Raw genomic sequence first — 24640 nt, forward strand, 5'->3', positions numbered from 1 at the left:
TCGCACTATATATACAAAGCCAGTTTCTTATGTTATAATAAATTAATATTAATTTTAAGGAGTTTTTAGAACATGCAAGAAAAGAAAAAATCTTCACTTGTTTTAGGTATCCTATCTATCATCTTTGGTTTTTTCATTCCATTGGTAGGTCTTATTTTGGGTATTATCGGTTTGGTGTTGGCTAATTCACATCAAAAAGAGTCTAAATTAGACTATAAAACAGAAAAAATTCTGGGTATCGTAGGGATTGTAATTTCCGTAATTGTTTGGATTCTAAATGTCATGGTACTTATGAACGGAGCAGGCTACTAACAAAAAAGCTTTATTTTTTAAAGCTTTTTTGTTTTACCAACTTTTCTCCAAATATTTTTTAATAACCTCTAATTCTTCTTGGTTCAAAGCACGGTAATCGCCTTTTGCTAGATCTGGGTCTAATGTAAAATCTCCGAATTGAATTCGCTTGAGATAGGTGACCTTGACACCAACTGCCAGAAACATCTTTTTGATCTGGTGGAATTTCCCCTCAGAAATCCTGACGCTAGCACGGCTCAGACTGGAGCGGCTAGAGAAGATAGTGAGCTGGGCGGGCTGACAGACAGTACCGTCTAAAAAGCGAATGCCTTCTTGAAAGGCAATTTTGTCCTGAGGGGTCAAAGGTCCATTGACTTCTACATAGTAAGTTTTTTCAACATGGTATTGAGGGTGCAGCAGCTGAAATCCCAAAGGACCATTGTCGGTAATCAGAAGAATCCCTTCGGTATCTCTATCCAGCCGTCCGATAGAGTAAAGATTTTCTTTCTCTACCTCCTTGTCCAGCAAATCCAGAACAGTCAATTTTTCAGCGTCGCGATTGGCAGTGACTGCACCTGCGGGTTTATTCAGCATGTAGTAACGGTGGGCAGGGCCGCTGACATGTTTGCCTTGAAAAGTAATCTGCTGCAGGCCGGTATCAACGTTTTGGCTGAGTTTGTAGACGGGCTTACCATCCACTAAAATCTGTTTTTGTAAAAGGCTTTGTTTCATCTTGTTTCGGCTGATATGATTGGCAGCTAGCAGTTGGTCGAGGCGCATCTATTTTCCTTATTTTTTTCTAAATCATATCATAAATTTTCAGGATGGGAAATGCAAATCCTCATGCAGCTCCCATATTTTTTAATGAAAACATTTACACTTATCAAAGCCGTGTTTTTTGCCTGCGTCTGTGGTATAATTGTTCAGTTAGAAATAAAATTTAAAAATTCAGAGGAAATCATGACAAAATTAAGAGAAGATATCCGTAACATTGCGATTATCGCCCACGTTGACCATGGGAAAACAACCCTCGTTGACGAATTATTGAAGCAATCTGAAACTCTTGATGCTCGTACAGAGTTGGCAGAGCGTGCTATGGACTCAAACGATATCGAAAAAGAGCGCGGTATTACGATCCTTGCTAAAAATACAGCCGTTGCTTACAACGGGACTCGTATCAACATCATGGATACACCAGGACACGCGGACTTTGGTGGAGAAGTTGAGCGTATCATGAAAATGGTTGACGGTGTTGTTTTGGTGGTAGATGCCTACGAAGGAACCATGCCACAAACTCGTTTCGTATTGAAAAAAGCCCTTGAACAGGATCTTGTCCCAATCGTTGTTGTCAACAAAATCGACAAACCATCTGCTCGTCCAGCAGAAGTAGTAGACGAAGTATTGGAGCTCTTCATTGAGCTTGGTGCAGACGATGACCAGCTTGATTTCCCAGTTGTTTATGCTTCAGCTATCAACGGAACTTCTTCATTGTCAGACAATCCAGCTGATCAAGAAAAAACAATGGCACCAATCTTTGATACCATTATCGACCATATCCCTGCTCCAGTGGACAACTCAGATGAGCCTTTGCAGTTCCAAGTCTCACTCTTGGACTACAATGACTTCGTAGGTCGTATCGGTATCGGACGTATCTTTCGTGGTACTGTTAAGGTTGGTGATCAAGTAACTCTTTCTAAACTAGACGGTACAACGAAGAACTTCCGTGTCACAAAACTCTTTGGTTTCTTTGGCTTGGAGCGTCGTGAAATCAATGAAGCGAAAGCGGGTGACTTGATTGCCGTATCCGGTATGGAAGATATCTTTGTTGGTGAAACCATTACACCGACAGATGCCATTGAACCTCTTCCAATCCTTCACATCGATGAACCAACGCTTCAAATGACTTTCTTGGTCAACAACTCACCATTTGCTGGTCGCGAAGGGAAATGGGTAACTTCTCGTAAGGTTGAAGAACGCTTGCAGGCCGAACTGCAAACAGACGTATCCCTTCGTGTTGACCCAACAGATTCACCAGATAAGTGGACAGTTTCAGGTCGTGGCGAATTACACTTGTCAATCCTGATCGAAACCATGCGTCGTGAGGGATATGAGCTGCAAGTATCTCGTCCAGAAGTTATCGTGAAAGAGATTGACGGTGTCAAATGTGAGCCATTTGAGCGCGTCCAAATCGATACACCTGAAGAATATCAAGGGTCTGTTATCCAAAGTCTTTCTGAACGTAAGGGTGAAATGTTGGATATGATTTCAACTGGTAATGGTCAAACTCGTTTGGTCTTCCTAGTTCCTGCGCGTGGTTTGATTGGATACTCAACTGAGTTCTTGTCAATGACTCGTGGTTACGGGATTATGAACCATACCTTCGATCAATACTTGCCATTGATTCCAGGGGAAATTGGCGGACGTCACCGTGGTGCCCTTGTTTCGATCGATGCTGGTAAGGCTACAACCTACTCTATCATGTCTATCGAAGAACGTGGTACTATCTTTGTCAACCCAGGTACTGAGGTTTACGAAGGAATGATCATCGGTGAAAACTCTCGTGAAAATGACTTGACTGTTAATATCACCAAAGCTAAACAGATGACTAACGTTCGTTCTGCAACCAAGGACCAGACAGCAGTTATCAAGACACCTCGTATCTTGACCTTGGAGGAATCTTTGGAATTCTTGAACGACGATGAGTACATGGAAGTAACACCAGAATCTATTCGTCTGCGTAAGCAAATTTTGAACAAACAAGAACGCGAAAAAGCCAATAAAAAGAAAAAATCAGCTGCAGCTGAATAAGCAAAATGGAAAGGAGCAGCAAGATGGTTTATCTTATCATTGGGATTTTAATCCTCTTTTTCTACATTTTTGCTGTTCCATCCAGTATTAAAGGGACTGTTAATGCTGTGACCATGGTTTTACTGATTGTGGCCTTGATTATCTTATTTGGTTTAGGCATTTTTAAAATTTTCCAGTTGCCGGCTGAATATTTTGTAGGTTTCGGCCTATCCGTAGTGACCGTCTTGGCTTTGCGGGATATTAATCGCCTCAAGCCGCCTAAGAAATCAAAAAAGAATTTTGATGAAGAATAAAAAAGAGCAAGAGCTTAGAAAGTCGGATAGACGTTTGGGCTTTTGCTCTTTTTCTTTACAAAAACAATAGGTTTATGTTACAAAATATTTCAAATAGATGAAAACATATCATTTTTTTCAAAACTTGCTTACAGTCGAAAATAAAAGACTCCTATGACTTTTTTATTTTCACAAAAAAAGGTAAAATAGAGTGAAGTATGAATGGAAGAGGTTGCTTATGAAAAAAATAGCAAATTTTGCCAATAAGAAGGTCTTGGTTCTGGGATTGGCCAAGTCGGGTGAGTCAGCTGCTCGCCTTTTAGATAAATTAGGAGCCATCGTGACAGTTAACGACGGTAAACCTTTTGAGGAAAATCCTGCTGCTCAATCCTTGCTAGAAGAAGGCATTAAAGTGGTGACAGGAGGTCATCCCTTGGAGTTGCTGGACGAAGACTTTGAATTGATGGTGAAAAATCCAGGAATTCCTTATGACAATGCCATGGTCGTCCGAGCTCTGGAGAAGAAGATTCCAGTCATTACTGAAGTCGAGTTGGCTTATCTGATTTCTGAAGCGCCGATTATTGGTATTACGGGTTCAAATGGTAAGACGACGACCACAACCATGATTGCGCAAGTCTTGACAGCTGGCGGTCAAAATGGTCTTTTGTCTGGTAATATAGGCTTTCCTGCAAGTCAGGTAGCCCAAACAGCCAGCAACAAAGATACACTGGTCATGGAACTGTCTTCCTTCCAGTTGATGGGGATTGAGGCTTTTCATCCGCAAATCGCTGTTATTACCAACCTCATGCCGACTCATTTAGATTATCACGGCTCTGTTGAGGAATATGCAGCTGCCAAGTGGAATATCCAGAAAAACATGACAGCTGATGATTATCTGGTTTTGAATTTCAATCAAGACTGGGCCAAGGAAATGGCTAGCCAGACTCAGGCTACTGTTGTCCCTTTTTCAACAACTGAAAAGGTGGATGGTGCCTATTTAGAGGGTGATGTCTTGACCTTCCGTGGAGAAGCGATTATGCAGGCGGCTGAAATCGGCGTCCCTGGCAGTCATAATGTCGAAAATGCTCTGGCTACGATTGCAGTAGCCAAACTGCGTGGCATTGACAATCAGACGATCAAAGAAGCCTTGTCAGCTTTTGGAGGTGTTAAGCACCGTCTCCAGTATGTGGGGCAGGTAAATGAGGTTGTCTTTTACAATGACAGTAAGTCTACCAATATCTTGGCAACCCAGAAAGCCTTATCTGGTTTTGACAATAGCAAGGTGGTTCTAATTGCGGGTGGCTTGGACCGTGGCAATGAATTTGACGAGTTGGTGCCTGACCTCAAAGGGCTCAAAAAAATGGTTATCTTAGGACAATCAGCTGCGCGTGTAAAGAGAGCGGCTGATCAGGCTGGTGTTTCTTATCTGGATGCGACTGATGTCCGGGATGCGGCTCATAAGGCCTTTGCTCAAGCGGAGCCAGGAGACATTGTCTTGCTTAGTCCTGCCAATGCCAGCTGGGATATGTATAGTAATTTTGAAGTCCGTGGCGATGAATTTCTCGCTGTATTTGAAGAATTAAAAGGTTAAGATGAAAAAGATTGTATTTACTGGTGGAGGAACGGTCGGGCATGTAACCCTCAATCTTCTCCTGATTCCAAAATTTATCAAAGAAGGCTGGCAGGTTCATTATATTGGCGATAAGCATGGTATTGAGTACCAGGAAATCCAAAAGTCAGGATTGGACGTGACCTTCCATTCGGTAGCCACGGGTAAGCTTCGTCGCTATTTTTCATGGCAGAATCTGCTGGATGGCTTTAAGGTCGTCTGGGGCATTTTCCAGTCGATGGGCATTATGCTCAAGGTTCGGCCGCAGGCCCTCTTTTCTAAGGGAGGCTTCGTATCCGTTCCGCCCGTGATTGCAGCTCGGCTGTCCGGAGTGCCCGTCTATGTTCATGAGTCGGATCTATCCATTGGCTTGGCCAATAAAATTGCCTATAAGTGTGCGACCAAGATGTATGCAACCTTTGAGCAATCTTCCAGTCTGACCAAGATTGAGCATGTGGGAGCTGTAACCAAGGTCGGCAGTCAAGAGTCAGTCCCACCGCAGGAACTAGAAGAAATTCGTCAGTATTTTGATAAAGAACTGCCAACCCTGCTTTTTGTCGGTGGTTCTGCTGGTGCTAAGGTTTTTAATGACTTTGTCAGCCAGAATCAAGCTGCGCTGACCGAACGCTACAACCTTATCAATCTGACAGGCGATGCAAGTTTGGATGCTCTGTCTGAACGTCTCTTTCGCAGAGCCTATGTGACTGACCTCTACCAGCCTTTGATGGACTTGGCAGATGTGGTGGTGACCCGAGGCGGTTCCAATACAATCTTTGAACTCTTGGCTATGGCTAAGCTTCATATTATCGTTCCTCTGGGACGCGAAGCCAGCCGCGGCGATCAGATTGAAAATGCGGATTATTTTGTGAAAAAGGGATATGCCAAGCAATTGGCAGAGGAACAGCTGGATATGAGCAATTTACAGGCAGCACTTGATGACCTTTTGGCAAACCAGGCTTCTTATCATCAAGCTATGAAAAATTCTCAGGAAATCAAGTCTGTAGATGAATTTTATGCTTTATTGAAAGCGGATATTGACAAGGGAAAGAAATGAGCAAGAAAAACCACGATGAGCCAAAGGAAGAGGTAAGTGAGCACCTCTCTGAATGGCAGAAACGAAACAAAGAATATCTTGAAAAGAAGGCTCAGGAAGAAGCAAGTAAGCAGAAGGAGCTGGAAGAAGAGGAAGTAAAAGAAGCTGAAGCTGAGGACTCAATCGAAGGCGGAGAAATAGCTGAAGAGACGGAAGAAGACGACTCAACTTATGAAGAGGAAGAAACAGAATATTTGGAAGATGAATCATCCGAATCTGAGCTAGAGACCGAATTGAGCGAGAAAGAGCGCAAAAAACTTGAGAAACTTCAGAAAAAGGCAGAAAAAGAAGCTGCTAAGGTGCATATCTCGAGGATTCATATTTATCGAGCGCTGCCGGTTTTGCTGGGCAGTGGTTTGATTTTTCTCTTGTCAGTCTATTTTTTGACGCCACTGGCGACCATGAAGACTATCAAATTTTCAGGGAACCAAATGGTCAGTCAGGAAGAACTGCTCAAAAGCAGTAAGATTGATGAGAAGGACTATACTTTAACAACCTTTATCAATGGCGGTAATCATATCCGCAATATGAAAGCGTCTAGTCCTTGGATTAACAACCTGGAGATGGCTTATCAGTTTCCGATTACTTTTCAGGTAAAGGTCAAGGAGTACGGAGTTCTGGCCTATCTGCATGAGGGTGGTCAGTATTATCCTATTCTGACAAATGGGGAGATTATTTCGGACCCGACTGCTGCAGATTCTTTGCCAGAAACCCATATTTCGATAGAGTTTTCAGATGAAAAATTGATTAAGGAATTTGCCCTTCAAATTGAAAAGGTACCGGCTTCGGTCAAGAAAAATATTAAGACAGTTCAGTTGACTCCAAGCAAGGTGACACCGGACTTGGTTACGCTGACCATGCATGATGGCAACAAAGTCTTGGTACCAATTTCACATATTGCCAAAAAACTGCCATATTACAAGGGAATCCAATCGCAGCTGGAAGAGGGGGTACCTAGTGTTGTAGATATGGAAGCAGGGATTTTTAGTTATGTTGAAGGAGCTCAAAACGAGCCGTCTTCTTCTGACGAAGAAAAGCAGAAAACAGAAGAGGACCCGACTGGACAGCAAACAGAGCAAGCGGCTGGGCAGGTGACAGAAAGTCAGGAAGAAGAACCTGCAGAGCCGCAAAATTCGACAGAAAACCCGGTAAATACCGAAAATCGCTAAATTATATGTAGAAAAACTGCGCATTTTCAGTTTCTTTATGTTATAATAAAGCTTGGGTAACTCTAATTTTTAGCGTTATTAGTATAGACCGGAAACATGGAAGATAGAGAGGACTGGTGTAATGGCTAGAGACGGCTTTTTTACTGGATTAGATATAGGAACTAGCTCAATTAAAGTGTTGGTGGCAGAGCACATCAACGATGAAATGAATGTTATTGGGGTCAGCAATGCAAAAAGCGCTGGCGTTAAAGATGGAATTATTGTTGATATTGAGGCTGCTGCTGCTGCTATTAAGACAGCTATTTCTCAAGCAGAAGAAAAGGCAGGCATTTCAATTGGTTTAGTTAATGTCGGACTTCCGGCTAATCTCTTACAGATTGAGCCAACTCAGGGCATGATTCCTGTGACTAGTGATTCTAAGGAAATCACAGATACAGATGTAGAGAATGTTGTTAGATCTGCTCTGACTAAGAGTATGACTCCTGACCGCGAAGTGATTACTTTCATCCCAGAAGAGTTTGTAGTGGATGGTTTCCAAGGGATTCGTGATCCACGTGGTATGATGGGGATTCGCTTAGAAATGCGAGGTCTTCTCTACACTGGACCACGGACTATTCTTCACAACCTCCGCAAGACAGTGGAGCGCGCGGGAGTTCAGCTTGAGAACGTAATTATCTCCCCATTGGCTATGACTAAGTCAATCTTGAACGAAGGGGAACGTGAGTTTGGTGCAACTGTTATTGATATGGGTGGCGGTCAAACTACAGTGGCTTCTGTTAAAGGTCAAGAGCTTCAATATACGAATATATACCAAGAAGGCGGCGACTACGTAACCAAAGACATTTCCAAGGTTTTGAAGACTTCGCAAAAGTTGGCTGAAAGTCTCAAGTTTAACTATGGATCTGCTTATGTTCCTGAAGCTGGGACAGAGTCTTTCCAAGTAGAAGTGATTGGAGAGATTGAGCCGGTTGAAGTAACTGAAAAGTATCTGGCTGAAATTATTTCTGCTCGTATCCAACACATTTTTGAGCAAATCAAACGCGATTTGGATAGAAGGCATCTCCTTGAGTTGCCAGGTGGCATTGTGATTATTGGCGGAGCAGCTATTCTTCCAGGAGTGGTTGAGCTGGCTCAGGAAGTTTTTGGCGTGAATGTCAAGCTTTATGTGCCAAATCAAATCGGCATTCGCAATCCTGCTTTCGCACATGTTATCAGTTTGTCAGAGTATGCTGGAAACTTAACAGATGTGGACATGCTGGCTCAGGTTGCTGTTCATGGTGATGAGCAACTACGCCATCGACCTGTATCCTTTGAGCGTCCTGCTCAGTCAGTACCACGCTTTGAACCTCAGCCGGCTGATGAGATTCCTGAGGAGCCGGTCCAAGAAGTTCCAGTTGCTAGTGCTGATGTGCCAAACCAAGAACCAAAAACCGGTATTACAGATCGGATGCGCAACCTAATTGGCAAAATGTTTGATTAAGGAGAATACAGAGAATATGACATTTTCATTTGACGCTGCTGCTGCACAAGGCGCAGTAATTAAAGTTATTGGTGTCGGTGGAGGTGGCGGTAACGCCATCAACCGAATGATTGATGAAGGTGTTGCTGGTGTTGAATTCATCGCAGCAAATACAGATGTTCAAGCTCTTAGCAGTGCCAAAGCTGAAACAGTTATTCAGCTCGGTCCTAAGCTGACTCGCGGACTTGGTGCCGGAGGTCAGCCTGAAGTAGGCCGTAAGGCTGCTGAAGAAAGCGAAGAAGTTCTGACAGAAGCTCTGCAAGGAGCAGATATGGTCTTCATCACTGCTGGTATGGGTGGTGGATCTGGAACAGGCGCTGCTCCAGTGATTGCTCGTATCGCAAAAAATGTTGGTGCTCTGACTGTTGCTGTAGTTACACGTCCTTTCGGTTTTGAAGGAAGCAAGCGTGGAACCTTTGCAGTAGAAGGAATCAACGAACTTCGCGAGCATGTAGACACACTCTTGATTATCTCAAATAACAACTTGCTTGAAATTGTAGATAAGAAGACTCCGCTCCTTGAAGCTCTTAGTGAAGCAGATAATGTTCTTCGCCAAGGTGTCCAAGGGATTACTGACTTGATTACCAGCCCAGGACTGATTAACCTTGACTTTGCCGACGTGAAAACAGTTATGGCAGACAAGGGTAATGCTTTGATGGGAATTGGTGTTGGTAGTGGTGAAGAACGTGTCATCGAAGCTGCTCGCAAAGCTATCTACTCACCTCTTTTGGAAACAACCATTGATGGCGCAGAGGACGTAATTGTCAACGTTACTGGTGGCCTAGATATGACTCTGATTGAAGCTGAAGAGGCTTCAGAAATTGTCAACCAAGCAGCAGGTCATGGTGTGAACATCTGGCTCGGTACTGCTATTGATGAGTCTATGAAGGATGAAATCCGCGTGACTGTTGTAGCTACTGGTGTTCGTCAGGACAAGGTTGAAAAGGTCAGCGGCATTCGTCAGACTCCACAACCTACTAGTCCAAGCCGTCCGCAGCAAGTTGAGCCAAATCGCGAAGTTCGCTCAGGACAGTTTGAACGAAACTTTGATATGACCGAAACGGTTGATATTCCTGCTCCAACGCGTCAAAGAACGGACGCGCCTAAAGGTTCAGCCTTTGGTGATTGGGATCTTCGCCGCGAAGCGATTGTTCGTCAGGCTGAACCAAGTTCCTCAGCCCGCGTGGAGCGCTATGCAGAAACTAATGAAGATGATGATGAATTGGAAACACCTCCATTCTTCAGAAATCGTTAATCTAAATCATGAATTTGCAGGATAATAAAGAGTTGGTCTTTCAATCCGTCGCTCAAGCGGCGGAACAAGCCCAGCGTTTGAAAGATTCAGTAAATATCATTGCAGTTACCAAATATGTTGACTGCGAAACTACTCAGGAGCTTGTTCGTACAGGTATTCAGCATATCGGAGAAAATCGGGTAGATAAATTTCTAGATAAATACCATGCTCTGAAAGATGAGAATCTGACCTGGCACCTGATCGGCAGTTTGCAGAGGAGAAAAGTCAAGGATGTGATTAACTATGTTGATTACTTTCACGCTTTAGATTCTGTAAAATTGGCCAAGGAGATTGACAAACGAGCTGAACATGTGATTAAATGTTTCCTGCAGGTGAATATTTCTAAAGAAGAGAGCAAGCATGGCTTTTTGATTGAAGAACTTGAAGTTGTCCTGCCTGAACTTGAAAAATTAGAAAATGTTCAAATTGTGGGATTGATGACAATGGCTCCGTTTGAAGCTAGTCATGAGGAGCTGAACCAAATTTTTGAAAAGGCTCATCAACTACAAAAAGAATTAAAAAAGAAACAGTTAAATAATATGCCCTTTTCTGAATTAAGCATGGGAATGAGCCGTGATTATCCAGAAGCAATTGCCCATGGCTCGACCTATGTCAGAATCGGTACAGCATTTTTTAAATAGGAAAGAAATATGTCATTAAAAGATAGATTTGATAAATTTATAGATTATTTTACAGAAGATGGAGATGAGACTGAGGTTCAGGAGCAGACTGTCAGCAGACCTGCAGCGCCTGTTAAGCAGAAGCCTGAATTGGTTCAGCCTAAGCCAGTCAGAGAGAGCAAGCCAGCTCCTCGTCCGGTTGCTGCGGCCAAGCCACAGCCTAAACCACAGCCACAACAGAAATCTTCGACAGAGAATATTACCAGACTGCATGCACGTCAGCAGGAATTGGCTCAGCACCGTGCAAATGCGGATGAGAAGATTACGATTGATGTTCGTTATCCGAGGAGATATGAGGAAGCGACTGAAATTGTTGACCTGCTTTTGGCCAATGAAAGCATCCTGATTGACTTCCAGTATATGACTGAGGTACAGGCTCGTCGCTGTTTAGACTACCTAGACGGTGCGCGTTATGTCTTGGCTGGAAATTTGAAAAAAGTTGCAAGCACTATGTATTTGCTGACTCCGATTAATGTAGTGGTAAATGTGGAAGATATCCGCTTGCCAAACGATGTTGAAATCAGCGAATTCGACTTTGATATGAAGCGCAGTAGATAAGAGATATGTTATATTTTGTAATTCGTGCCATCTCTAATCTTTTCGATCTTTATAGCATTGCCTTGATTGTCTATGCACTTCTGTCTTGGTTTCCAGGAGCCTATCAAACCAAATTCGGAGAGTTTCTAACACGAATTGTAGAACCGTATTTAAAACTTTTCCGCCGTCTTCCCTTGCAGTTTGCAGGGCTGGACTTTACCGTTTGGGTTGCAATTCTGGCTTTAAACCTTTTAAATCGTGTGGTCTTTTATTTAATAAGCGTCTTACTAATGTTATTATGATGAAAGATTTATATCAACATTTTTCGCATGAGGATCGAGAGTTTATTGATAGGAGTCTGGAGCTGCTTCAGCGGGTTCAAGATACCTATGCCTTTGAAACAACGTCTTTTCTGAATCCCCATCAGGTCTCAATCCTGAAGAATATTGGCAAGCAATATGATGTGCAAGTCTTTGCTAGTACGGATTTTTTTCCAAGTGAACTGGCAAGAGTTCTTGTGGCGCCTTCTTATTACCAACTGAATATGGATGATTTTGAATTGAGCTTGCTGGAAATTTCCTATGCAAGCAAATTTTATAAAATCAGTCATTCACAGATTATGGGCACTCTTCTCAATCAATTAGGGATTGAAAGACGGACCTTTGGTGATATTCTTGTGGTTGGAGACCGCGCGCAGCTCTTTGTAGATAAAAGACTGACCCAGTATTTTATAGATCATGTCACTAAAGTAGCAAAGATGCCTGTTAGACTAAAGGAAGTTTCCTTTGCAGAGCAGCTGAAAGAGCAGAAGCAGGCTGTCACCAGAGAAATTTTAGCATCTAGCCTTCGCTTGGACAAGTTGGTAGCCAGCACCTTTAAGTTATCAAGAAGCCAGGCTGCTCAGCTGATTTCTGGTAAGCATGTGAAAATGAACTATGCTGTTAATGACAATCCCAGCCAGCAGGTCGGGCTTGAAGACTTGATTAGCGTTAGACGATTTGGAAGATTTAAGGTTTTAAGAGAAAATGGCCTTTCCAAGAATGGAAAACATAAGTTAACCGTTGAATTATTAGCTAGTAAATGAGGAGGAACTATGACACTTACAGCATTAGAAATTAAAGATAAATCCTTTGGAACCAAGTTTAGAGGCTATGATGTTGAAGAGGTAGATGAATTCCTTGACATCGTTGTCCGTGATTATGAAGACCTGGTTCGTGAAAACCACGAAAAAGAAGCAAAAATTCGTAATCTGGAAGAACGTCTGACTTATTTTGATGAGATGAAAGACTCTCTCAGCCAGTCTGTTTTGATTGCTCAGGATACGGCTGAGCGCGTTAAAGTTGCTGCCAATGAGCGATCTACAAATATTGTCCGTCAGGCAGAGCAGGATGCGCAGCATTTGTTGGATGGAGCTAAGTACAAGGCTGATGAAATTTTGCGTCAGGCAGCGGACAATGCTAAGAAAGTAGCCATTGAAACAGAAGAACTGAAAAACAAAACACGTGTCTTCCACCAACGCTTGAAATCAACCATTGAGAGCCAACTCAGCATTGTGGATTCGTCTGAATGGGAAGAAATCCTGCGTCCGACAGCTACTTACCTGCAAACCAGCGATGAGGCCTTCAAGGAGGTTGTATCGGAGGTTCTGGGAGAAGAGGCAGTTGTCCGCGAGGAAGAAGTGGATGTGACTCGTCAATTTTCTCCAGAGGAAATGGCTGAGCTGCAAGAGCGCATTGAAGCTGCCAATCGTGAATTAGCTGCGACCCAAGCTTTTTCTCCGATCAGCGATGAAGATATAGAAGCTCACGCAGCTGAGGAAAACTTAGAAGCTGACCATCATGATGATGATACAAATGGGGAACAAAAAGTTCCAGTAAATATTTTATAATTTTAAAGAAGATAAGATTGTAAAAACACAGACCAAGCAAAATACTTTCAGCGAGCAGATGATGGTGAGAGATCTGCAGTCCATCTTGCTTGGGCTATCATTTTACAAAACTTTCGTCTGAAATCAGTAGGATGAGACGGCAGTCCACGTTACGGACAAAGAGGGGCAAGAGGAGCATCATGCTATTGTCTTGCCTAAACAAAGGTGGTACCGCGAATTTTCGTCCTTTTTGGAGAAGTTTGCGGTTTTTAATTTGTAATTAAAAAATAAAGAGGAATAGAATGAAACTGAAAGAAACACTCAATCTTGGAAAAACTGCTTTTCCTATGCGTGCTGGTCTTCCAAATAAGGAGCCTCTCTGGCAAAAGGAATGGGATCAAGCTAAGCTGTATCAACGCCGTCAGGAACTGAATGAAGGCAAGCCGCACTTTATCCTGCATGATGGCCCTCCTTATGCTAACGGGAATATTCATGTCGGCCATGCTATGAACAAGATTTCCAAAGATATCATTGTTCGCTCGAAGTCTATGGCTGGCTATTATGCACCTTACATTCCAGGTTGGGATACGCATGGTCTTCCGATTGAGCAAGTATTGGCAAAGCAAGGCGTTAAGCGTAAAGAACTGGACTTGGTTGAGTACCTCAACATGTGTCGGGACTATGCCCTGAGCCAAGTCGAAAAGCAAAAAGAAGACTTCAAGCGTTTGGGTGTTTCTGGTGACTGGGATAATCCTTATGTGACTTTGACTCCTGACTATGAAGCGGCTCAAATCCGTGTCTTTGGCGAAATGGCTAAAAAAGGCTATATCTACCGTGGTGCTAAGCCAGTTTACTGGTCATGGTCATCTGAGTCAGCTTTGGCTGAAGCAGAAATTGAATACCATGACTTGGTTTCCACCTCTCTCTACTATGCTAACCGCGTCAAAGATGGTAAAGGGGTATTGGACACAGATACTTATATCGTCGTATGGACAACAACTCCGTTTACTATTACAGCTTCTCGTGGTTTGACTGTTGGAGCAGATATTGATTACGTAGTCGTTCAGCCAGCTGGTGAATCTCGTAAGTTTGTGGTTGCTTCAGAATTGTTGAATAGTTTGTCTGATAAATTTGGCTGGGCTGATGTTCAAGTTTTGGCTACCTACCGTGGTCAAGAATTAAACCACATCGTAACAGTTCACCCATGGGATACTGCTGTAGATGAACTTGTTATCCTGGGTGACCACGTTACGACTGACTCTGGTACTGGTATTGTCCATACAGCTCCTGGTTTTGGTGAGGACGACTATAATGTCGGTGTAGCTAATGGCTTGGAAGTATTTGTCACTGTTAATGAGCGCGGTATCATGATGGAAAATGCTGGTCCTGATTTTGCAGGCCAGTTCTATGACAAAGTTGCACCAACAGTTATTGAAAAGCTTGGTGACTTGCTCCTTGCTCAAGAAGAAATCTCTCACTCCTACCCATTTGACTGGCGGACCAAGAAGCCAATCATCTGGCGGGCAGTACCACAGTGGTTTGCATCTGTTTCTAAATTCCGTCAAGAAATTTTGGACGAAATTGAAAAGGTTAAATTCCATTCTGAATGGGGTAAAGTACGTCTCTACAACATGATTCGTGACCGTGGTGACTGGGTTATCTCTCGTCAGCGGGCTTGGGGTGTGCCATTGCCAATCTTCTATGCCGAAGACGGCACACCAATCATGACGGCTGAAACCATCGAACACGTAGCTCAGCTCTTTGAGGAGCACGGCTCTATCGTCTGGTGGAAGCGTGAAGCAAAAGACCTTTTACCAGAAGGATTTACTCATCCAGGTTCTCCAAACGGCGAATTTACCAAGGAAACGGACATCATGGACGTTTGGTTTGACTCAGGTTCATCATGGAATGGTGTAGTGGTCAATCGTCCTGAGTTGACTTACCCAGCTGATCTTTATCTAGAAGGTTCAGACCAATACCGTGGTTGGTTCAACTCATCCCTCATCACCTCAGTTGCCAACCATGGCGTAGCTCCTTACAAACAAATCTTGTCACAAGGATTTGCCCTTGACGGTAAAGGTGAGAAGATGTCTAAATCCCTTGGAAATACCATTGCTCCAAGCGATGTAGAAAAACAATTTGGTGCGGAAATCTTGCGTCTCTGGGTAACCAGTGTAGACTCTAGCAACGACGTTCGCATCTCTATGGATATCTTGAGCCAAGTCTCTGAAACCTACCGTAAGATTCGGAATACGCTTCGTTTCTTGATTGCCAATACCTCTGACTTTAATCCAGCTGAGGATGCCGTAGCTTACGAAGAACTTCGCTCCGTTGATAAATACATGACTATCCGCTTCAATCAATTAGTAGAGACTATTCGCAAGGCTTACGCAGACTTTGAGTTTCTGACTATTTATAAAGCGATTGTCAACTTTGTGACTGTTGACTTGTCTGCTTTCTATCTGGACTTTGCCAAAGATGTCGTCTATATCGAAGCCGCTAAATCATTGGAACGTCGTCAGATGCAGACTGTTTTCTATGATGTTTTGGTCAAGATTACCAAGCTGTTGACACCAATCCTGCCTCACACGGCAGAAGAGATTTGGTCTTACCTAGAGCACGAAGAGGAAGAATTTGTTCAGTTATCTGAATTGCCAGAAGCTCAGACTTTCCCAAATCAGGAAGAAATCTTGGACACTTGGTCTGCCTTTATGGACTTCCGCAGTCAAGCACAGAAAGCCTTAGAAGAAGCCCGCAATGAAAAGGTTATCGGAAAATCGCTGGAAGCGCACCTGACTGTCTATCCGAATGAAGTCATCAAGACCTTGCTGGAAGCAGTTAACAGCGATGTGGCCCAGCTCCTCATCGTTTCTCAATTAACGATTGCTGAAGGACCTGCTCCAGAAGGCGCTCTAGTCTTTGAAGATGTAGCTTTTGTCGTAGAGCACGCGCAGGGACAAGTCTGTGATCGCTGCCGTCGCATTGATACAACAGTTCAAGAGCGCAGCTATCAAGCCCTTGTCTGTGACCACTGTGCAGAAATTTTAGAAGAAAACTTTGCTCAGGCTGTATCAGAAGGCTTTGAGGCCAATTAAAATAAAAAATGGCTTTGCCCTTTAGAGGTAAGCCATTTTTTAGATAGATTGATTTGAAAATTTGTTAATTTAAAACCAAATTAGCAAAAACAAACAGTTGCGTTTGCAACTGTTTTCTGTTATACTACTTATAACTTAGGAGTGCTTATTTTAGCCAAAATGTTTTGAAGCTGAAAGAGCTCAGAGGAAGTCAGTTGCTGCAGCGCCTGACTGGCGTAGGTATTTTCAAAGCCAATCAGTTGGTCGTAGAGTTTGAGAGCCTGACTGCTAGGATAGAGCTCTTTGAACTTCTTATTTTGAGCTTTGGTCTTTTTGATAATTAAGCCTCTATCTTCCAGCTTTCCTAGAGAACGGCTGAGAGTAGTCTTGTCAATCTGCACCAGTTCTGCCAGTTGTGACTGGCTGAGACCTTCATTTTCGACGATACGAATGAGCAGTAGAAACAAATTATTGTCTAGGCCGTAGTTACTGGCTTTTTGATTCATTTTCATCATGGCTTGTCTAGAAATAAAGCCCATTTGCCGGAAAAGTTGACGGTAATCCATAGGAACTCCTTGATAGTTGCATTTGCATTTATTATACATTAAAAAGATAGAGGAAACAAGTATGTGGTCTAGGAAAAAATTAACAGAGCTGAACTCGATAGAATTTTATCAAATCTTAAAATTGCGCATTGACACCTTTGTGGTGGAGCAGGAGCGCATTTATCATGAGCTGGATGAGAAGGACCTAGAAGCAGTGCATGTTTACCATGCTAATAAACAAGGGGAAATTGATGCTTATGTCCGTGTCTTTGAAGAGGGAGAGCATTTAGTCTTTGGTCGAGTAGTCACAGCTCAGTCTGCACGAGGACAGGGCTTAGGAGGACAGCTTATCAGAGAAATCCTGCAATTATGTGCTGAAAAATGGCCAGGAAAGGAAATTGAAATAGAGTCTCAGGTTCAGGTGGCTGCTCTCTATGAAAAGTATGGCTTCAAATCAGTTGGCCAACCCTTTATTTTTGAATCGACACCTCATATTACCATGATCTATAAACAATAAAAAAACTAAGGCAATAGCCTTAGTTTTACTGTTTAACAGGAATGGAAATTTCGATTAGATTATTAGCGTAAATCGTGCGGATAGCAGCTCTATCAATAGTATTTGCATCAATTTTTCTCTTCAAGAAAAATTCTCTGATTTTTTCGATTTCCTGTTCGCGTACAGCACGGTGCATGTTTGAAATCAAAATTTCATAGTGAAGAGGAGCTTGTGTAAAAACAACATCGCTGTTTCCAGCAGAATAAACTTCGACTAATATCGCATCGGTGCTTTCCAATTGGCTTTTGACAAGGTCAGCATGACTGTTTGTTGTATTAATAAGCTTCATACGATTTCCTCCTGCTTTATACCTGCTATTATTATAACATGTTTGCTATGAATTGTGAATGATTTCTTTAAGCTTTAAGCGCATTTTTCCAAGTTTGGATACCCCATTTATGGCTGCCACGTTTGAGTGTTTCGATAGCTTCATCGACGGGGAACCAGGCCAACTGATTGAAATCTTCCAACGGTTTTTGGACTTCTTGGAAAGAGGTGACCTCATACAGGTATGCCGGGTTGTAGAAATGGGTGTCGCGATGGCGAGAGTAAAAATATTCATCAGCCTGTCCAAGATAGCGTCCAAGCTGGGCTGTGAATCCAAGTTCTTCCATCAGCTCGCGTTCAAGGGCAGTCTGATGGTTTTCCCCCTCTTCAATCTCTCCACCGGGCAGAAACCAAGCCCCGTTAGGCGCCTGAATCAAAATAATCTTTTCTTTCTTCTCGTCTGGGATAACGGCATAGACTCCGTAACGGGTCACATATTCTACATTTGCTTCCTTTTCACCAAAGGTTGGATTTGTCATTCTAATATCCTCAATCTCTAGTCAGTTTACTATCTATCATAATGGACTAAGGCCCAGCTGTCAAGAATTTACTCGGTTTATTGGACAGAAAAAGAATGATAGTCCTTGAAAGAAATCCCCTTCAAATAATAAATTCCTTCCTCCGACCGTTTAGAAAACTCTTCTTTATAGGAATGGTAAAACATTTATAGGAGAAATTGTTATAATAGGAGCGAGGTGGTTTTATGACAGAAAGCAGACTTTTTAAAATCCTATATCTTCTTTTAGAGCAGGGCCGCACAACAGCTCCCGAATTGGCCTCACTATTTGAAGTATCCATTCGGACCATCTATCGAGATGTGGACAAGCTGAGTTTGGTAGGAATCCCTATCTATTGCAACCCAGGCAAGGGCGGGGGTATTTTTCTGATGAAGGATTTTGTCTTGGACAAGGCCTTGTTTTCGGAGTCTGAGAGGGATGAGCTATTAGCAGCTCTTCAAGGCTTGCAGATTTTAACAGATGGCGAGCAAGTAGAGACCCTGTCTAAGCTACAGTCCTTGTTTCAAGTTCAGGCAACTTCCTGGCTGGAGGTGGATTTCACTGACTGGCGCAAAAAAGCAGATCAGAAAGAACTGTTTGATACTATTAAGCAGGCAATCTTGCAAAGAAGAGTCTTGTCTTTTTCTTATTTGAATGGGCGTGGAGAAAGAGAGCAGCGCAAGATAGAGGCGCTGAAGTTAGTATTTAAAAGCCAAAACTGGTATGTTGCTGGCTTTTGTCGCTTAAGACAAGCTCCGCGCTTTTTTAAACTCAGCAGAATGAGAGATTGTCACATGTTAGAGGAAAGATTTAAGCAGAGAGTCTTGGATGAGAAATTTAGTCCTGAGGAGCGGCTAGGAGGCACTGTAAAAGTCCTCTTGAAATTTGACCGGAAGCATGCCTTTCGAGTGTACGAGGAGTTTTCAGAAGCAGAGATAGAGGAGAGTGATGGGTGCCTTTATGTCGAGACGCATTTACCGAGTCACGATAGTCTTTATACCTACTTGCTATCCTTTTTGGATGGAGTTGAAATCATGGAGCCGCCTCGGTTACGGGAAGAATTCAAAGAAAAGTTAAAAGCTATTGCCGATATTTATAAAAGCTGACAGAGGTTGTCAGCTTTTCTTTGCTATACTGTTCATAGTAAAGAAAGGAGGGCTCTCTCATGAAATATGAATGGAGAAAAGCCAATCGAGAAATCTATCAAATCAAGTCTGTACCCTGTCTCATAGATGTTCCTGCCCAGTCTTTTATCATGATTGACGGCAAGGGCAATCCTAATGCTGCCGACTTTTCTGAACGAGTTGGTGCTCTGTACAGTTTAGCCTATGCTATCAAGATGAACTACAAAAAGACAGCGGCCGAGCAAGAATTTACTGATTTTACAGTCTATCCCTTGGAAGGACTTTGGCAGCAAGAGCAAGCAGGAGAACTCATTAAAGAAGAATTGATTTATACTATTATGATTGGGCAGCCGGACTTTATCACTGGAGAGATGGTGAAAAAGGCTCTGGAGCAGATCCGTGTCAAAAAGCCTAATCCTCTCTATGACGAGATTCGCTTTGAAGAAATGACGGAAGGAGCGTGTATCGCCATGCTGCACCTAGGACCTTTTGACGAAGAACCTCAATCCTTCGCTAAAATGGATGCCTTTTGCCAGAGTCACCAGCTGACACGGGTTTCAAACACTCATAGAGAAATCTACCTCAATAATCTGAATCGGACAGACCCTAGCAAGCTGAAAACAATTCTGCGCTACAAGGTTCAGAAAAATCAATAAAGAAATAGAGCAGAAAACTAAGTGTTTTCTGCTCTATTTTGTCGACAATTATTTTTCTTCTTGAGATGAATGAACGGACTCTGTGCTTTCAGTTTTCTTGGCTGACTTGATGAGAATCTTGCCATTGCTGGTCATAATAGCTTTGAGATCTTTTTCGCTTGGATTTTCCAGATAGAAGTCAGTAATAGCATCTTCGATATGGTCCTGAATGGTACGGCGCAGTGGGCGAGCCCCCATTTTTGGATCGTAGCCCAGGTCAACCAATTTTTCCTTGACCTTCTCCGTAACATCCAGATGAATGTCGTTGGTTGCCAAACGTTGATTGACATCGTCCAGCATAATGTTGACGATTTGCAGCAGGTTGTCTTTGCTGAGCGCCTGGAATTCGATAATGCCGTCAAAGCGGTTCATAAACTCAGGACTGAAGAAGTTGCCCAATTCACCCAAAACGGAGTTGGTACGTCCTTCACGCGCTGCTCCAAAGCCAACGCTTGCTTCAGCTTTGCCAGTTCCGGCATTGGATGTCATGATGATAATAGTGTCTTTGAAGCTGACAGTTCGGCCTTGGCCATCAGTCAGGCGGCCATCATCTAGAACCTGCAGGAACATGTGCATAACATCAGGATGGGCTTTTTCTACCTCATCCAGCAGAATGAGTGAGTAGGGATTGCGGCGGACGCGCTCAGTCAATTGACCAGCCTCATCATAGCCGACATAGCCCGGAGGGGCACCGACCAGTTTAGCCACGCTGTGTTTCTCCATGTATTCACTCATGTCAAAGCGAATCATGCTGTCAGCCGAGCCAAAGAGCTCAATGGCTAGTTGCTTAGACAGCTCAGTCTTACCGACACCAGTAGGTCCGACAAAGAGGAAGCTGCCGATTGGGCGATTAGGACTTCCTAGTCCGACCCGGTTGCGGCGGATGGCCTTGGCAATCTTATCCACAGCATCGTCTTGACCGATGACATGAGCCTTTAAGTCACTTGCAAGATTGACTAGTTGAGACTGTTCCTTTTCTTTGAGGTCGCCAACTGGGATATTGGTTTTTTGCTCTACAATGTGCTCAATCGTTTTCTCGCTGATAATCGGAGTGTCCTTGTCTAGCACATTTGTCTGTTGGAGTTCCTTGTACTTGGCAATCTGGTCGCGGAAGTAAGCCGCCTTCTCGAAATCTTCGTCACGAGTCGCCTGAGCCTTGAGGTTTTCTGCTTCGATCAGACGTTGGTCAATGACCTTGGGATCAACAAAGTTGAGGGTCAGATTCATCTTGGATCCAGCCTCATCCAAGAGGTCAATAGCCTTGTCTGGCAGGAAGCGATCTTGGATGTAGCGGTTGGAGAGAAGTGCAGCAGCTTCAATGGCCGCATCTGTGTACTTGACGTGATGGTAGTCTTCGTATTTTTTCTGAATCCCTTTGAGGATGGTAATCGTTTCCTCTACCGTCGGCTCATCTACCTTAACTGGCTGCATACGGCGCTCAAGTGCAGCATCCTTCTCAATAATACGATATTCGTTGAGGGTGGTTGCTCCAACCATCTGGAGTTCTCCGCGAGCCAGAGCTGGTTTGAGGATGTTCCCAGCGTCCATATTGCCATCGCCAGCAGATCCTGCTCCGACAATTTCATGGATTTCATCAATGAAGAGAATGACATCCTGACGAGAACGAATCTCATCAATGAGCTTCTGCATCCGTTCCTCAAATTGGCCACGGATACCAGTTCCCTGCACTAAACTGACAACGTCTAGGCGGATAACTTCCTTGCCTTGGAGTTTATGAGGCACATCACCATCAACAATTTTCTGGGCCAGACCTTCCACCACGGCTGTTTTTCCGACTCCTGGCTCTCCTATGAGAACAGGATTGTTTTTGGTGCGGCGGTTGAGGATTTCAATGACACGGACGATTTCTTCATCACGGCCAATAACAGGATCAATCTCGCCTCGGCGGGCCAACTCAGTCACGTTGATACCAAACTCTTCCAGCAGGCCTTTTGGCTTTTGCGGACTTGGCTGAGGCTGACCACCCTTGCTAGGATTTGAACCGTAGCCGCCACCGCCCCCATAGGCTCCACCAGATTGGGTAGGAGGAGTAGTTGGTTCCTGAGGCTGTTGAAAATTGCTGAGGCTGTTGAAAAAGTCATCAATAGGATCTGTTCCGTGATTGTTGGCATTAGCAATTCCGCCGAACAAGGAATGTTCGGGGTCTGTTTTCATGATTTGGTAGCAGTTTTGGCACAAATCCACCTGCTGTTTATGGCCATTTACGTTGGTATAAAGGTGAATCGTAGATTCGTTGATTTTACAATTTTGGCAAAGCATGCAGATACCTCTTTTCTTTTAGTGTGCAAGCTATTTATAGAAATGATTAAAGGTCAAAAATAGTCAAAGTTTTATAGTTTCATTATATCAGTATTCTCGAACTTTGCAAGAATTTACTACAAAATCCTCCCTTAGACCGAGCAGAATGAAAACAAATTCTTGAAAAATTACAAAAAATTGGCTTTTAGTGGTATTTCAGTCGCTATTTATGGTAAAATAAGAGGGAACTAAGTAAATAGGAGAAACAAAATGGAATCACATTTAGTTAGAATTATCAACCGCTTAGAAGCTATGGCTAAGGATGGCGGAAATTTGAAACGTAATTTTGAGCGTGAAGGAGTGGTTGTAGCAGAAGTAGCTTACAGTTACGACGAAGAAAACGGCTCTGTCTTCACCTTGCGTGATGTTGCAGCGCGTGAGACCTATACTTTCGACAGCATCGATTTGATTGCAATGGAAATTTATGAATTACTCTACTAAAAAGCACTTAGCTGCTTTTTATTTTTACCCTTTTTATCTTATTTTAAAAGAGATAGAAATGATTCAGTAGGGCTGAAAATTTTACCACTAGCTGCCAATGAATCCCTACCTTATAACCTTATATAAGAAAAAGTTATAGGCTGGGCACAAATTTTTTTGGTATAATGAAAAAGATAATGAAAAAGAAATGAGAATGACATGGCGCAGATTATTGATGGTAGAGGTTTGGCAGAGAAGCTTCAGAAAAAATTAGCCGAAAAAACGGCTCGCCTCAAAGAAAAGACAGGTCAGGTACCGGGCTTGGTAGTGATTGTGGTGGGAAATAATCCAGCCAGTCAAATCTACGTACGTAATAAAGAGCGCTCAGCCTTGGCTGCTGGCTTTCGGAGTAAGGTAGAACGTCTGCCAGAAGCAACCAGCCAGGAAGAGCTCTTGAGCTTGATTGAAACCTATAATCAAAATCCTGACTGGCATGGGATTTTGGTCCAGCTGCCCTTGCCTGAGCATATCGATGATGAAGCTGTGCTGCTGGCCATTGATCCAGACAAGGATGTTGATGGCTTTCATCCGCTTAATATGGGCAAGCTATGGAGCGGTCATCCGGTCATGATTCCGGCTACTCCTGCGGGCATTATGGCAATGTTCCATGAATATGGCGTTGAACTGGAAGGCAAGCGAGCGGTCGTCATCGGGCGGAGTAATATTGTTGGTAAGCCCATGGCTCAGCTGCTTTTGGCTAAGAATGCGACGGTTACTCTAACACATTCGCGGACCCACAATCTAGCCAAGACTGCTAAGCGGGCAGATATTTTGGTGGTGGCTATCGGACGTGGACATTTTGTGACCAAGGACTTTGTCAAGGAAGGAGCTGTTGTCATTGACGTCGGTATGAACCGAGATGAAAATGGCAAGCTGATTGGCGATGTTAAGTTTGATGAAGTGTCTGAACTTGCCAGTCTGATTACCCCTGTACCTGGAGGTGTTGGGCCTATGACCATTACCATGCTGATGGAGCAGACTTACCAAGCCTTTAAACGGAGTCTTGAATCATGAAATTTGTTTTTGATTTGGATGGGACCTTGTCCTTTGATTATATGACGATTGATGAGGAGATTAAGCAGGTTCTGCTGACGGCTCCTCAGTTTGGGCATGAAGTTCTGTTTGCTTCGGCGCGCTCCTATCGGGATTGTCTGGGACTATTAGGTCCGGAATTGAGCCAGCAGATTGTGATTGGCCTGAACGGCGGAGTGGCTTATCAAGATGGACAGCTGATGTTTGAGCGTCAGCTGCATCAGTCAAGTTATCAAGCCATTTTAGATACTTGTTTGACCTATAATTTGCCTTTTTTTGTTGATAATACTTTTGACTACAGCGGCCAGATTTTAGAAAAAATTCCTTTTATTGCCAGTGTGGATCCTCTCAAGCGGGCAAGACGTCTGGAACTGACTGAACTCCAGCATCCTATTAAGGTCGTTATTTACATGGGGAATCACGAGCAGCTCTTAGATGATGTACAGGCTCGTTTTGCAAACTTGCCCAATCTAAGTCTAGACTATCATGAACATGAGAAATGTTTTTATGTCAACCCGGCTGAAACCAATAAGGCTTCAACTGTAAAGGAACTCTGCGGTTCGGATTATGTAGCTTTTGGTAATGATCAAAATGATATCCAGCTCTTTAAGAATTCTCTCTACGCTGTGCAGGTTGGGGATTTCCCAGGCTTGAGCGATTATGCGGATGAGCAGGTCGCCTTTCAGGAAAATTTACCCAAGGCAGTCGCAGCAAGAATCTTACAAAAATTTGCAGATTTCCGAAGAAAATAACTTTCTTGCGATACGGGGCACCTGTTTAGGTGCCTTTTGGTGAATAATGAAGATAGGTTTGGTCATCTTGAGACAAGTGCAGGATGAAGTTGGTCTAGGA

Annotated in this window: 25 protein-coding genes; 20 read left to right on the plus strand and 5 right to left on the minus strand. The window is 43.4% G+C overall.

The window, feature by feature from the left end; all coding sequences use genetic code 11:
* The first annotated feature begins 72 nt into the window (after positions 1-72).
* Positions 73-312: a DUF4190 domain-containing protein gene (locus RWX26_RS02895; RefSeq protein ID WP_002896181.1), complete on the plus strand. Its 240-nt coding sequence runs from the start codon at positions 73-75 to the stop codon at positions 310-312.
* A 33-nt stretch (positions 313-345) separates the two neighbouring features.
* On the opposite strand, the gene RWX26_RS02900 is transcribed toward RWX26_RS02895, so the two are convergent.
* Entirely contained in the window at positions 346-1071 is a 726-nt protein-coding gene (locus RWX26_RS02900) for a 16S rRNA pseudouridine(516) synthase (RefSeq protein ID WP_314579020.1), read from the minus strand.
* A gap of 180 nt (positions 1072-1251) precedes the next feature.
* Here RWX26_RS02900 and typA point away from each other — a divergent pair, with 180 nt between their 5' ends.
* The 13 genes from typA (at position 1252) to ileS (ending at position 16234) form a co-directional block, all read left to right on the plus strand.
* Positions 1252-3099, plus strand: coding sequence for a translational GTPase TypA (typA, locus tag RWX26_RS02905; protein ID WP_268688463.1), 1848 nt, complete (start codon positions 1252-1254; stop codon positions 3097-3099).
* Between the two features lie 23 nt (positions 3100-3122).
* Complete coding sequence (locus RWX26_RS02910) at positions 3123-3392, plus strand: DUF3165 family protein (RefSeq protein WP_002898040.1); 270 nt, start codon at positions 3123-3125, stop codon at positions 3390-3392.
* Positions 3393-3609: 217 nt separating this feature from the next.
* The gene (murD, locus tag RWX26_RS02915; RefSeq protein ID WP_314579024.1) at positions 3610-4962 is read left to right on the plus strand and encodes a UDP-N-acetylmuramoyl-L-alanine--D-glutamate ligase; all 1353 of its coding nucleotides are present in this window, start codon (positions 3610-3612) and stop codon (positions 4960-4962) included.
* Between the two features lies 1 nt (position 4963).
* A complete protein-coding gene (locus RWX26_RS02920) occupies positions 4964-6034 on the plus strand; it encodes a UDP-N-acetylglucosamine--N-acetylmuramyl-(pentapeptide) pyrophosphoryl-undecaprenol N-acetylglucosamine transferase (RefSeq protein WP_314579026.1) in 1071 nt (356 codons plus the stop codon).
* A complete protein-coding gene (locus RWX26_RS02925; RefSeq protein WP_314579028.1) occupies positions 6031-7242 on the plus strand; it encodes an FtsQ-type POTRA domain-containing protein in 1212 nt (403 codons plus the stop codon). The genes RWX26_RS02920 and RWX26_RS02925 overlap by 4 nt, the downstream gene beginning before the upstream one ends.
* Before the next feature lie 121 nt (positions 7243-7363).
* The gene (gene ftsA / locus RWX26_RS02930) at positions 7364-8722 is read left to right on the plus strand and encodes a cell division protein FtsA (RefSeq protein WP_002896169.1); all 1359 of its coding nucleotides are present in this window, start codon (positions 7364-7366) and stop codon (positions 8720-8722) included.
* A 16-nt stretch (positions 8723-8738) separates the two neighbouring features.
* Positions 8739-10016 (plus strand): cell division protein FtsZ, encoded by a 1278-nt coding sequence (gene ftsZ / locus RWX26_RS02935; protein ID WP_032908876.1) that lies wholly within the window; start codon positions 8739-8741, stop codon positions 10014-10016.
* 8 nt (positions 10017-10024) lie between these two features.
* Positions 10025-10696: a YggS family pyridoxal phosphate-dependent enzyme gene (locus tag RWX26_RS02940; RefSeq protein WP_125377702.1), complete on the plus strand. Its 672-nt coding sequence runs from the start codon at positions 10025-10027 to the stop codon at positions 10694-10696.
* Positions 10697-10705: 9 nt separating this feature from the next.
* A complete protein-coding gene (locus RWX26_RS02945) occupies positions 10706-11293 on the plus strand; it encodes a cell division protein SepF (RefSeq protein WP_002896164.1) in 588 nt (195 codons plus the stop codon).
* Between the two features lie 5 nt (positions 11294-11298).
* Entirely contained in the window at positions 11299-11574 is a 276-nt protein-coding gene (locus RWX26_RS02950; protein ID WP_002896162.1) for a YggT family protein, read from the plus strand.
* Entirely contained in the window at positions 11571-12356 is a 786-nt protein-coding gene (locus RWX26_RS02955) for a YlmH/Sll1252 family protein (protein ID WP_314579032.1), read from the plus strand. The genes RWX26_RS02950 and RWX26_RS02955 overlap by 4 nt, the downstream gene beginning before the upstream one ends.
* Before the next feature lie 9 nt (positions 12357-12365).
* The gene (locus RWX26_RS02960; RefSeq protein ID WP_314579034.1) at positions 12366-13160 is read left to right on the plus strand and encodes a DivIVA domain-containing protein; all 795 of its coding nucleotides are present in this window, start codon (positions 12366-12368) and stop codon (positions 13158-13160) included.
* Between the two features lie 281 nt (positions 13161-13441).
* Positions 13442-16234: an isoleucine--tRNA ligase gene (gene ileS, locus RWX26_RS02965; RefSeq protein WP_314579037.1), complete on the plus strand. Its 2793-nt coding sequence runs from the start codon at positions 13442-13444 to the stop codon at positions 16232-16234.
* A gap of 128 nt (positions 16235-16362) precedes the next feature.
* Here the strand turns inward: ileS and RWX26_RS02970 are convergent, their stop codons facing one another.
* Positions 16363-16818 carry a MarR family winged helix-turn-helix transcriptional regulator gene (locus RWX26_RS02970; protein ID WP_002900910.1) on the minus strand — a complete coding sequence of 152 codons (456 nt, stop codon included), beginning with the start codon at positions 16816-16818 and terminating at the stop codon, positions 16363-16365.
* 22 nt (positions 16819-16840) lie between these two features.
* Here RWX26_RS02970 and RWX26_RS02975 point away from each other — a divergent pair, with 22 nt between their 5' ends.
* Positions 16841-17275, plus strand: a complete 435-nt coding sequence (locus RWX26_RS02975; RefSeq protein WP_002902601.1) for a GNAT family N-acetyltransferase — start codon at positions 16841-16843, stop codon at positions 17273-17275.
* A gap of 25 nt (positions 17276-17300) precedes the next feature.
* Here RWX26_RS02975 and RWX26_RS02980 read toward each other — a convergent pair whose 3' ends face one another.
* Both RWX26_RS02980 and RWX26_RS02985 read right to left on the minus strand, forming a co-directional pair.
* On the minus strand, positions 17301-17603 hold the full coding sequence (locus tag RWX26_RS02980) for a DUF1827 family protein (RefSeq protein ID WP_002898025.1): 303 nt from the start codon (positions 17601-17603) through the stop codon (positions 17301-17303).
* 67 nt (positions 17604-17670) lie between these two features.
* Positions 17671-18120 carry an NUDIX hydrolase gene (locus RWX26_RS02985; protein WP_002900905.1) on the minus strand — a complete coding sequence of 150 codons (450 nt, stop codon included), beginning with the start codon at positions 18118-18120 and terminating at the stop codon, positions 17671-17673.
* Positions 18121-18344: 224 nt separating this feature from the next.
* On the opposite strand from RWX26_RS02985, the gene RWX26_RS02990 reads away from it, so the two are divergent.
* Both RWX26_RS02990 and RWX26_RS02995 read left to right on the plus strand, forming a co-directional pair.
* A complete protein-coding gene (locus RWX26_RS02990; protein WP_002911967.1) occupies positions 18345-19244 on the plus strand; it encodes a YafY family protein in 900 nt (299 codons plus the stop codon).
* Between the two features lie 59 nt (positions 19245-19303).
* Entirely contained in the window at positions 19304-19918 is a 615-nt protein-coding gene (locus tag RWX26_RS02995) for a GyrI-like domain-containing protein (RefSeq protein WP_314579044.1), read from the plus strand.
* A gap of 48 nt (positions 19919-19966) precedes the next feature.
* Here RWX26_RS02995 and RWX26_RS03000 read toward each other — a convergent pair whose 3' ends face one another.
* Positions 19967-22237 carry an ATP-dependent Clp protease ATP-binding subunit gene (locus RWX26_RS03000; RefSeq protein ID WP_032913367.1) on the minus strand — a complete coding sequence of 757 codons (2271 nt, stop codon included), beginning with the start codon at positions 22235-22237 and terminating at the stop codon, positions 19967-19969.
* 249 nt (positions 22238-22486) lie between these two features.
* On the opposite strand from RWX26_RS03000, the gene RWX26_RS03005 reads away from it, so the two are divergent.
* The 3 genes from RWX26_RS03005 to RWX26_RS03015 all read left to right on the plus strand — a co-directional run bounded on the left by RWX26_RS03005 (position 22487) and on the right by RWX26_RS03015 (position 24540).
* Positions 22487-22717, plus strand: a complete 231-nt coding sequence (locus RWX26_RS03005) for a DUF1797 family protein (protein ID WP_002896146.1) — start codon at positions 22487-22489, stop codon at positions 22715-22717.
* A 198-nt stretch (positions 22718-22915) separates the two neighbouring features.
* Positions 22916-23770: a bifunctional methylenetetrahydrofolate dehydrogenase/methenyltetrahydrofolate cyclohydrolase gene (locus tag RWX26_RS03010; RefSeq protein WP_002911972.1), complete on the plus strand. Its 855-nt coding sequence runs from the start codon at positions 22916-22918 to the stop codon at positions 23768-23770.
* On the plus strand, positions 23767-24540 hold the full coding sequence (locus RWX26_RS03015) for an HAD hydrolase family protein (RefSeq protein ID WP_002911973.1): 774 nt from the start codon (positions 23767-23769) through the stop codon (positions 24538-24540). The genes RWX26_RS03010 and RWX26_RS03015 overlap by 4 nt, the downstream gene beginning before the upstream one ends.
* Positions 24541-24640: the final 100 nt, after the last annotated feature.

Origin of the sequence: uncultured Streptococcus sp. (assembly GCF_963536705.1) — a bacterium.
Lineage (GTDB): Bacteria > Bacillota > Bacilli > Lactobacillales > Streptococcaceae > Streptococcus.

What these genes read in the sequence shown, in the direction of transcription:
- RWX26_RS02895 (WP_002896181.1), top strand. Translation starts at nt 73, where the DNA reads ATGCAAGAAAAGAAAAAATCTTCACTTGTTTTAGGTATCCTATCTATC.
- RWX26_RS02900 (WP_314579020.1), bottom strand. Translation starts at nt 1,071, where the DNA reads ATGCGCCTCGACCAACTGCTAGCTGCCAATCATATCAGCCGAAACAAG.
- typA (WP_268688463.1), top strand. Translation starts at nt 1,252, where the DNA reads ATGACAAAATTAAGAGAAGATATCCGTAACATTGCGATTATCGCCCAC.
- RWX26_RS02910 (WP_002898040.1), top strand. Translation starts at nt 3,123, where the DNA reads ATGGTTTATCTTATCATTGGGATTTTAATCCTCTTTTTCTACATTTTT.
- murD (WP_314579024.1), top strand. Translation starts at nt 3,610, where the DNA reads ATGAAAAAAATAGCAAATTTTGCCAATAAGAAGGTCTTGGTTCTGGGA.
- RWX26_RS02920 (WP_314579026.1), top strand. Translation starts at nt 4,964, where the DNA reads ATGAAAAAGATTGTATTTACTGGTGGAGGAACGGTCGGGCATGTAACC.
- RWX26_RS02925 (WP_314579028.1), top strand. Translation starts at nt 6,031, where the DNA reads ATGAGCAAGAAAAACCACGATGAGCCAAAGGAAGAGGTAAGTGAGCAC.
- ftsA (WP_002896169.1), top strand. Translation starts at nt 7,364, where the DNA reads ATGGCTAGAGACGGCTTTTTTACTGGATTAGATATAGGAACTAGCTCA.
- ftsZ (WP_032908876.1), top strand. Translation starts at nt 8,739, where the DNA reads ATGACATTTTCATTTGACGCTGCTGCTGCACAAGGCGCAGTAATTAAA.
- RWX26_RS02940 (WP_125377702.1), top strand. Translation starts at nt 10,025, where the DNA reads ATGAATTTGCAGGATAATAAAGAGTTGGTCTTTCAATCCGTCGCTCAA.
- RWX26_RS02945 (WP_002896164.1), top strand. Translation starts at nt 10,706, where the DNA reads ATGTCATTAAAAGATAGATTTGATAAATTTATAGATTATTTTACAGAA.
- RWX26_RS02950 (WP_002896162.1), top strand. Translation starts at nt 11,299, where the DNA reads ATGTTATATTTTGTAATTCGTGCCATCTCTAATCTTTTCGATCTTTAT.
- RWX26_RS02955 (WP_314579032.1), top strand. Translation starts at nt 11,571, where the DNA reads ATGATGAAAGATTTATATCAACATTTTTCGCATGAGGATCGAGAGTTT.
- RWX26_RS02960 (WP_314579034.1), top strand. Translation starts at nt 12,366, where the DNA reads ATGACACTTACAGCATTAGAAATTAAAGATAAATCCTTTGGAACCAAG.
- ileS (WP_314579037.1), top strand. Translation starts at nt 13,442, where the DNA reads ATGAAACTGAAAGAAACACTCAATCTTGGAAAAACTGCTTTTCCTATG.
- RWX26_RS02970 (WP_002900910.1), bottom strand. Translation starts at nt 16,818, where the DNA reads ATGTATAATAAATGCAAATGCAACTATCAAGGAGTTCCTATGGATTAC.
- RWX26_RS02975 (WP_002902601.1), top strand. Translation starts at nt 16,841, where the DNA reads ATGTGGTCTAGGAAAAAATTAACAGAGCTGAACTCGATAGAATTTTAT.
- RWX26_RS02980 (WP_002898025.1), bottom strand. Translation starts at nt 17,603, where the DNA reads ATGAAGCTTATTAATACAACAAACAGTCATGCTGACCTTGTCAAAAGC.
- RWX26_RS02985 (WP_002900905.1), bottom strand. Translation starts at nt 18,120, where the DNA reads ATGACAAATCCAACCTTTGGTGAAAAGGAAGCAAATGTAGAATATGTG.
- RWX26_RS02990 (WP_002911967.1), top strand. Translation starts at nt 18,345, where the DNA reads ATGACAGAAAGCAGACTTTTTAAAATCCTATATCTTCTTTTAGAGCAG.
- RWX26_RS02995 (WP_314579044.1), top strand. Translation starts at nt 19,304, where the DNA reads ATGAAATATGAATGGAGAAAAGCCAATCGAGAAATCTATCAAATCAAG.
- RWX26_RS03000 (WP_032913367.1), bottom strand. Translation starts at nt 22,237, where the DNA reads ATGCTTTGCCAAAATTGTAAAATCAACGAATCTACGATTCACCTTTAT.
- RWX26_RS03005 (WP_002896146.1), top strand. Translation starts at nt 22,487, where the DNA reads ATGGAATCACATTTAGTTAGAATTATCAACCGCTTAGAAGCTATGGCT.
- RWX26_RS03010 (WP_002911972.1), top strand. Translation starts at nt 22,916, where the DNA reads ATGGCGCAGATTATTGATGGTAGAGGTTTGGCAGAGAAGCTTCAGAAA.
- RWX26_RS03015 (WP_002911973.1), top strand. Translation starts at nt 23,767, where the DNA reads ATGAAATTTGTTTTTGATTTGGATGGGACCTTGTCCTTTGATTATATG.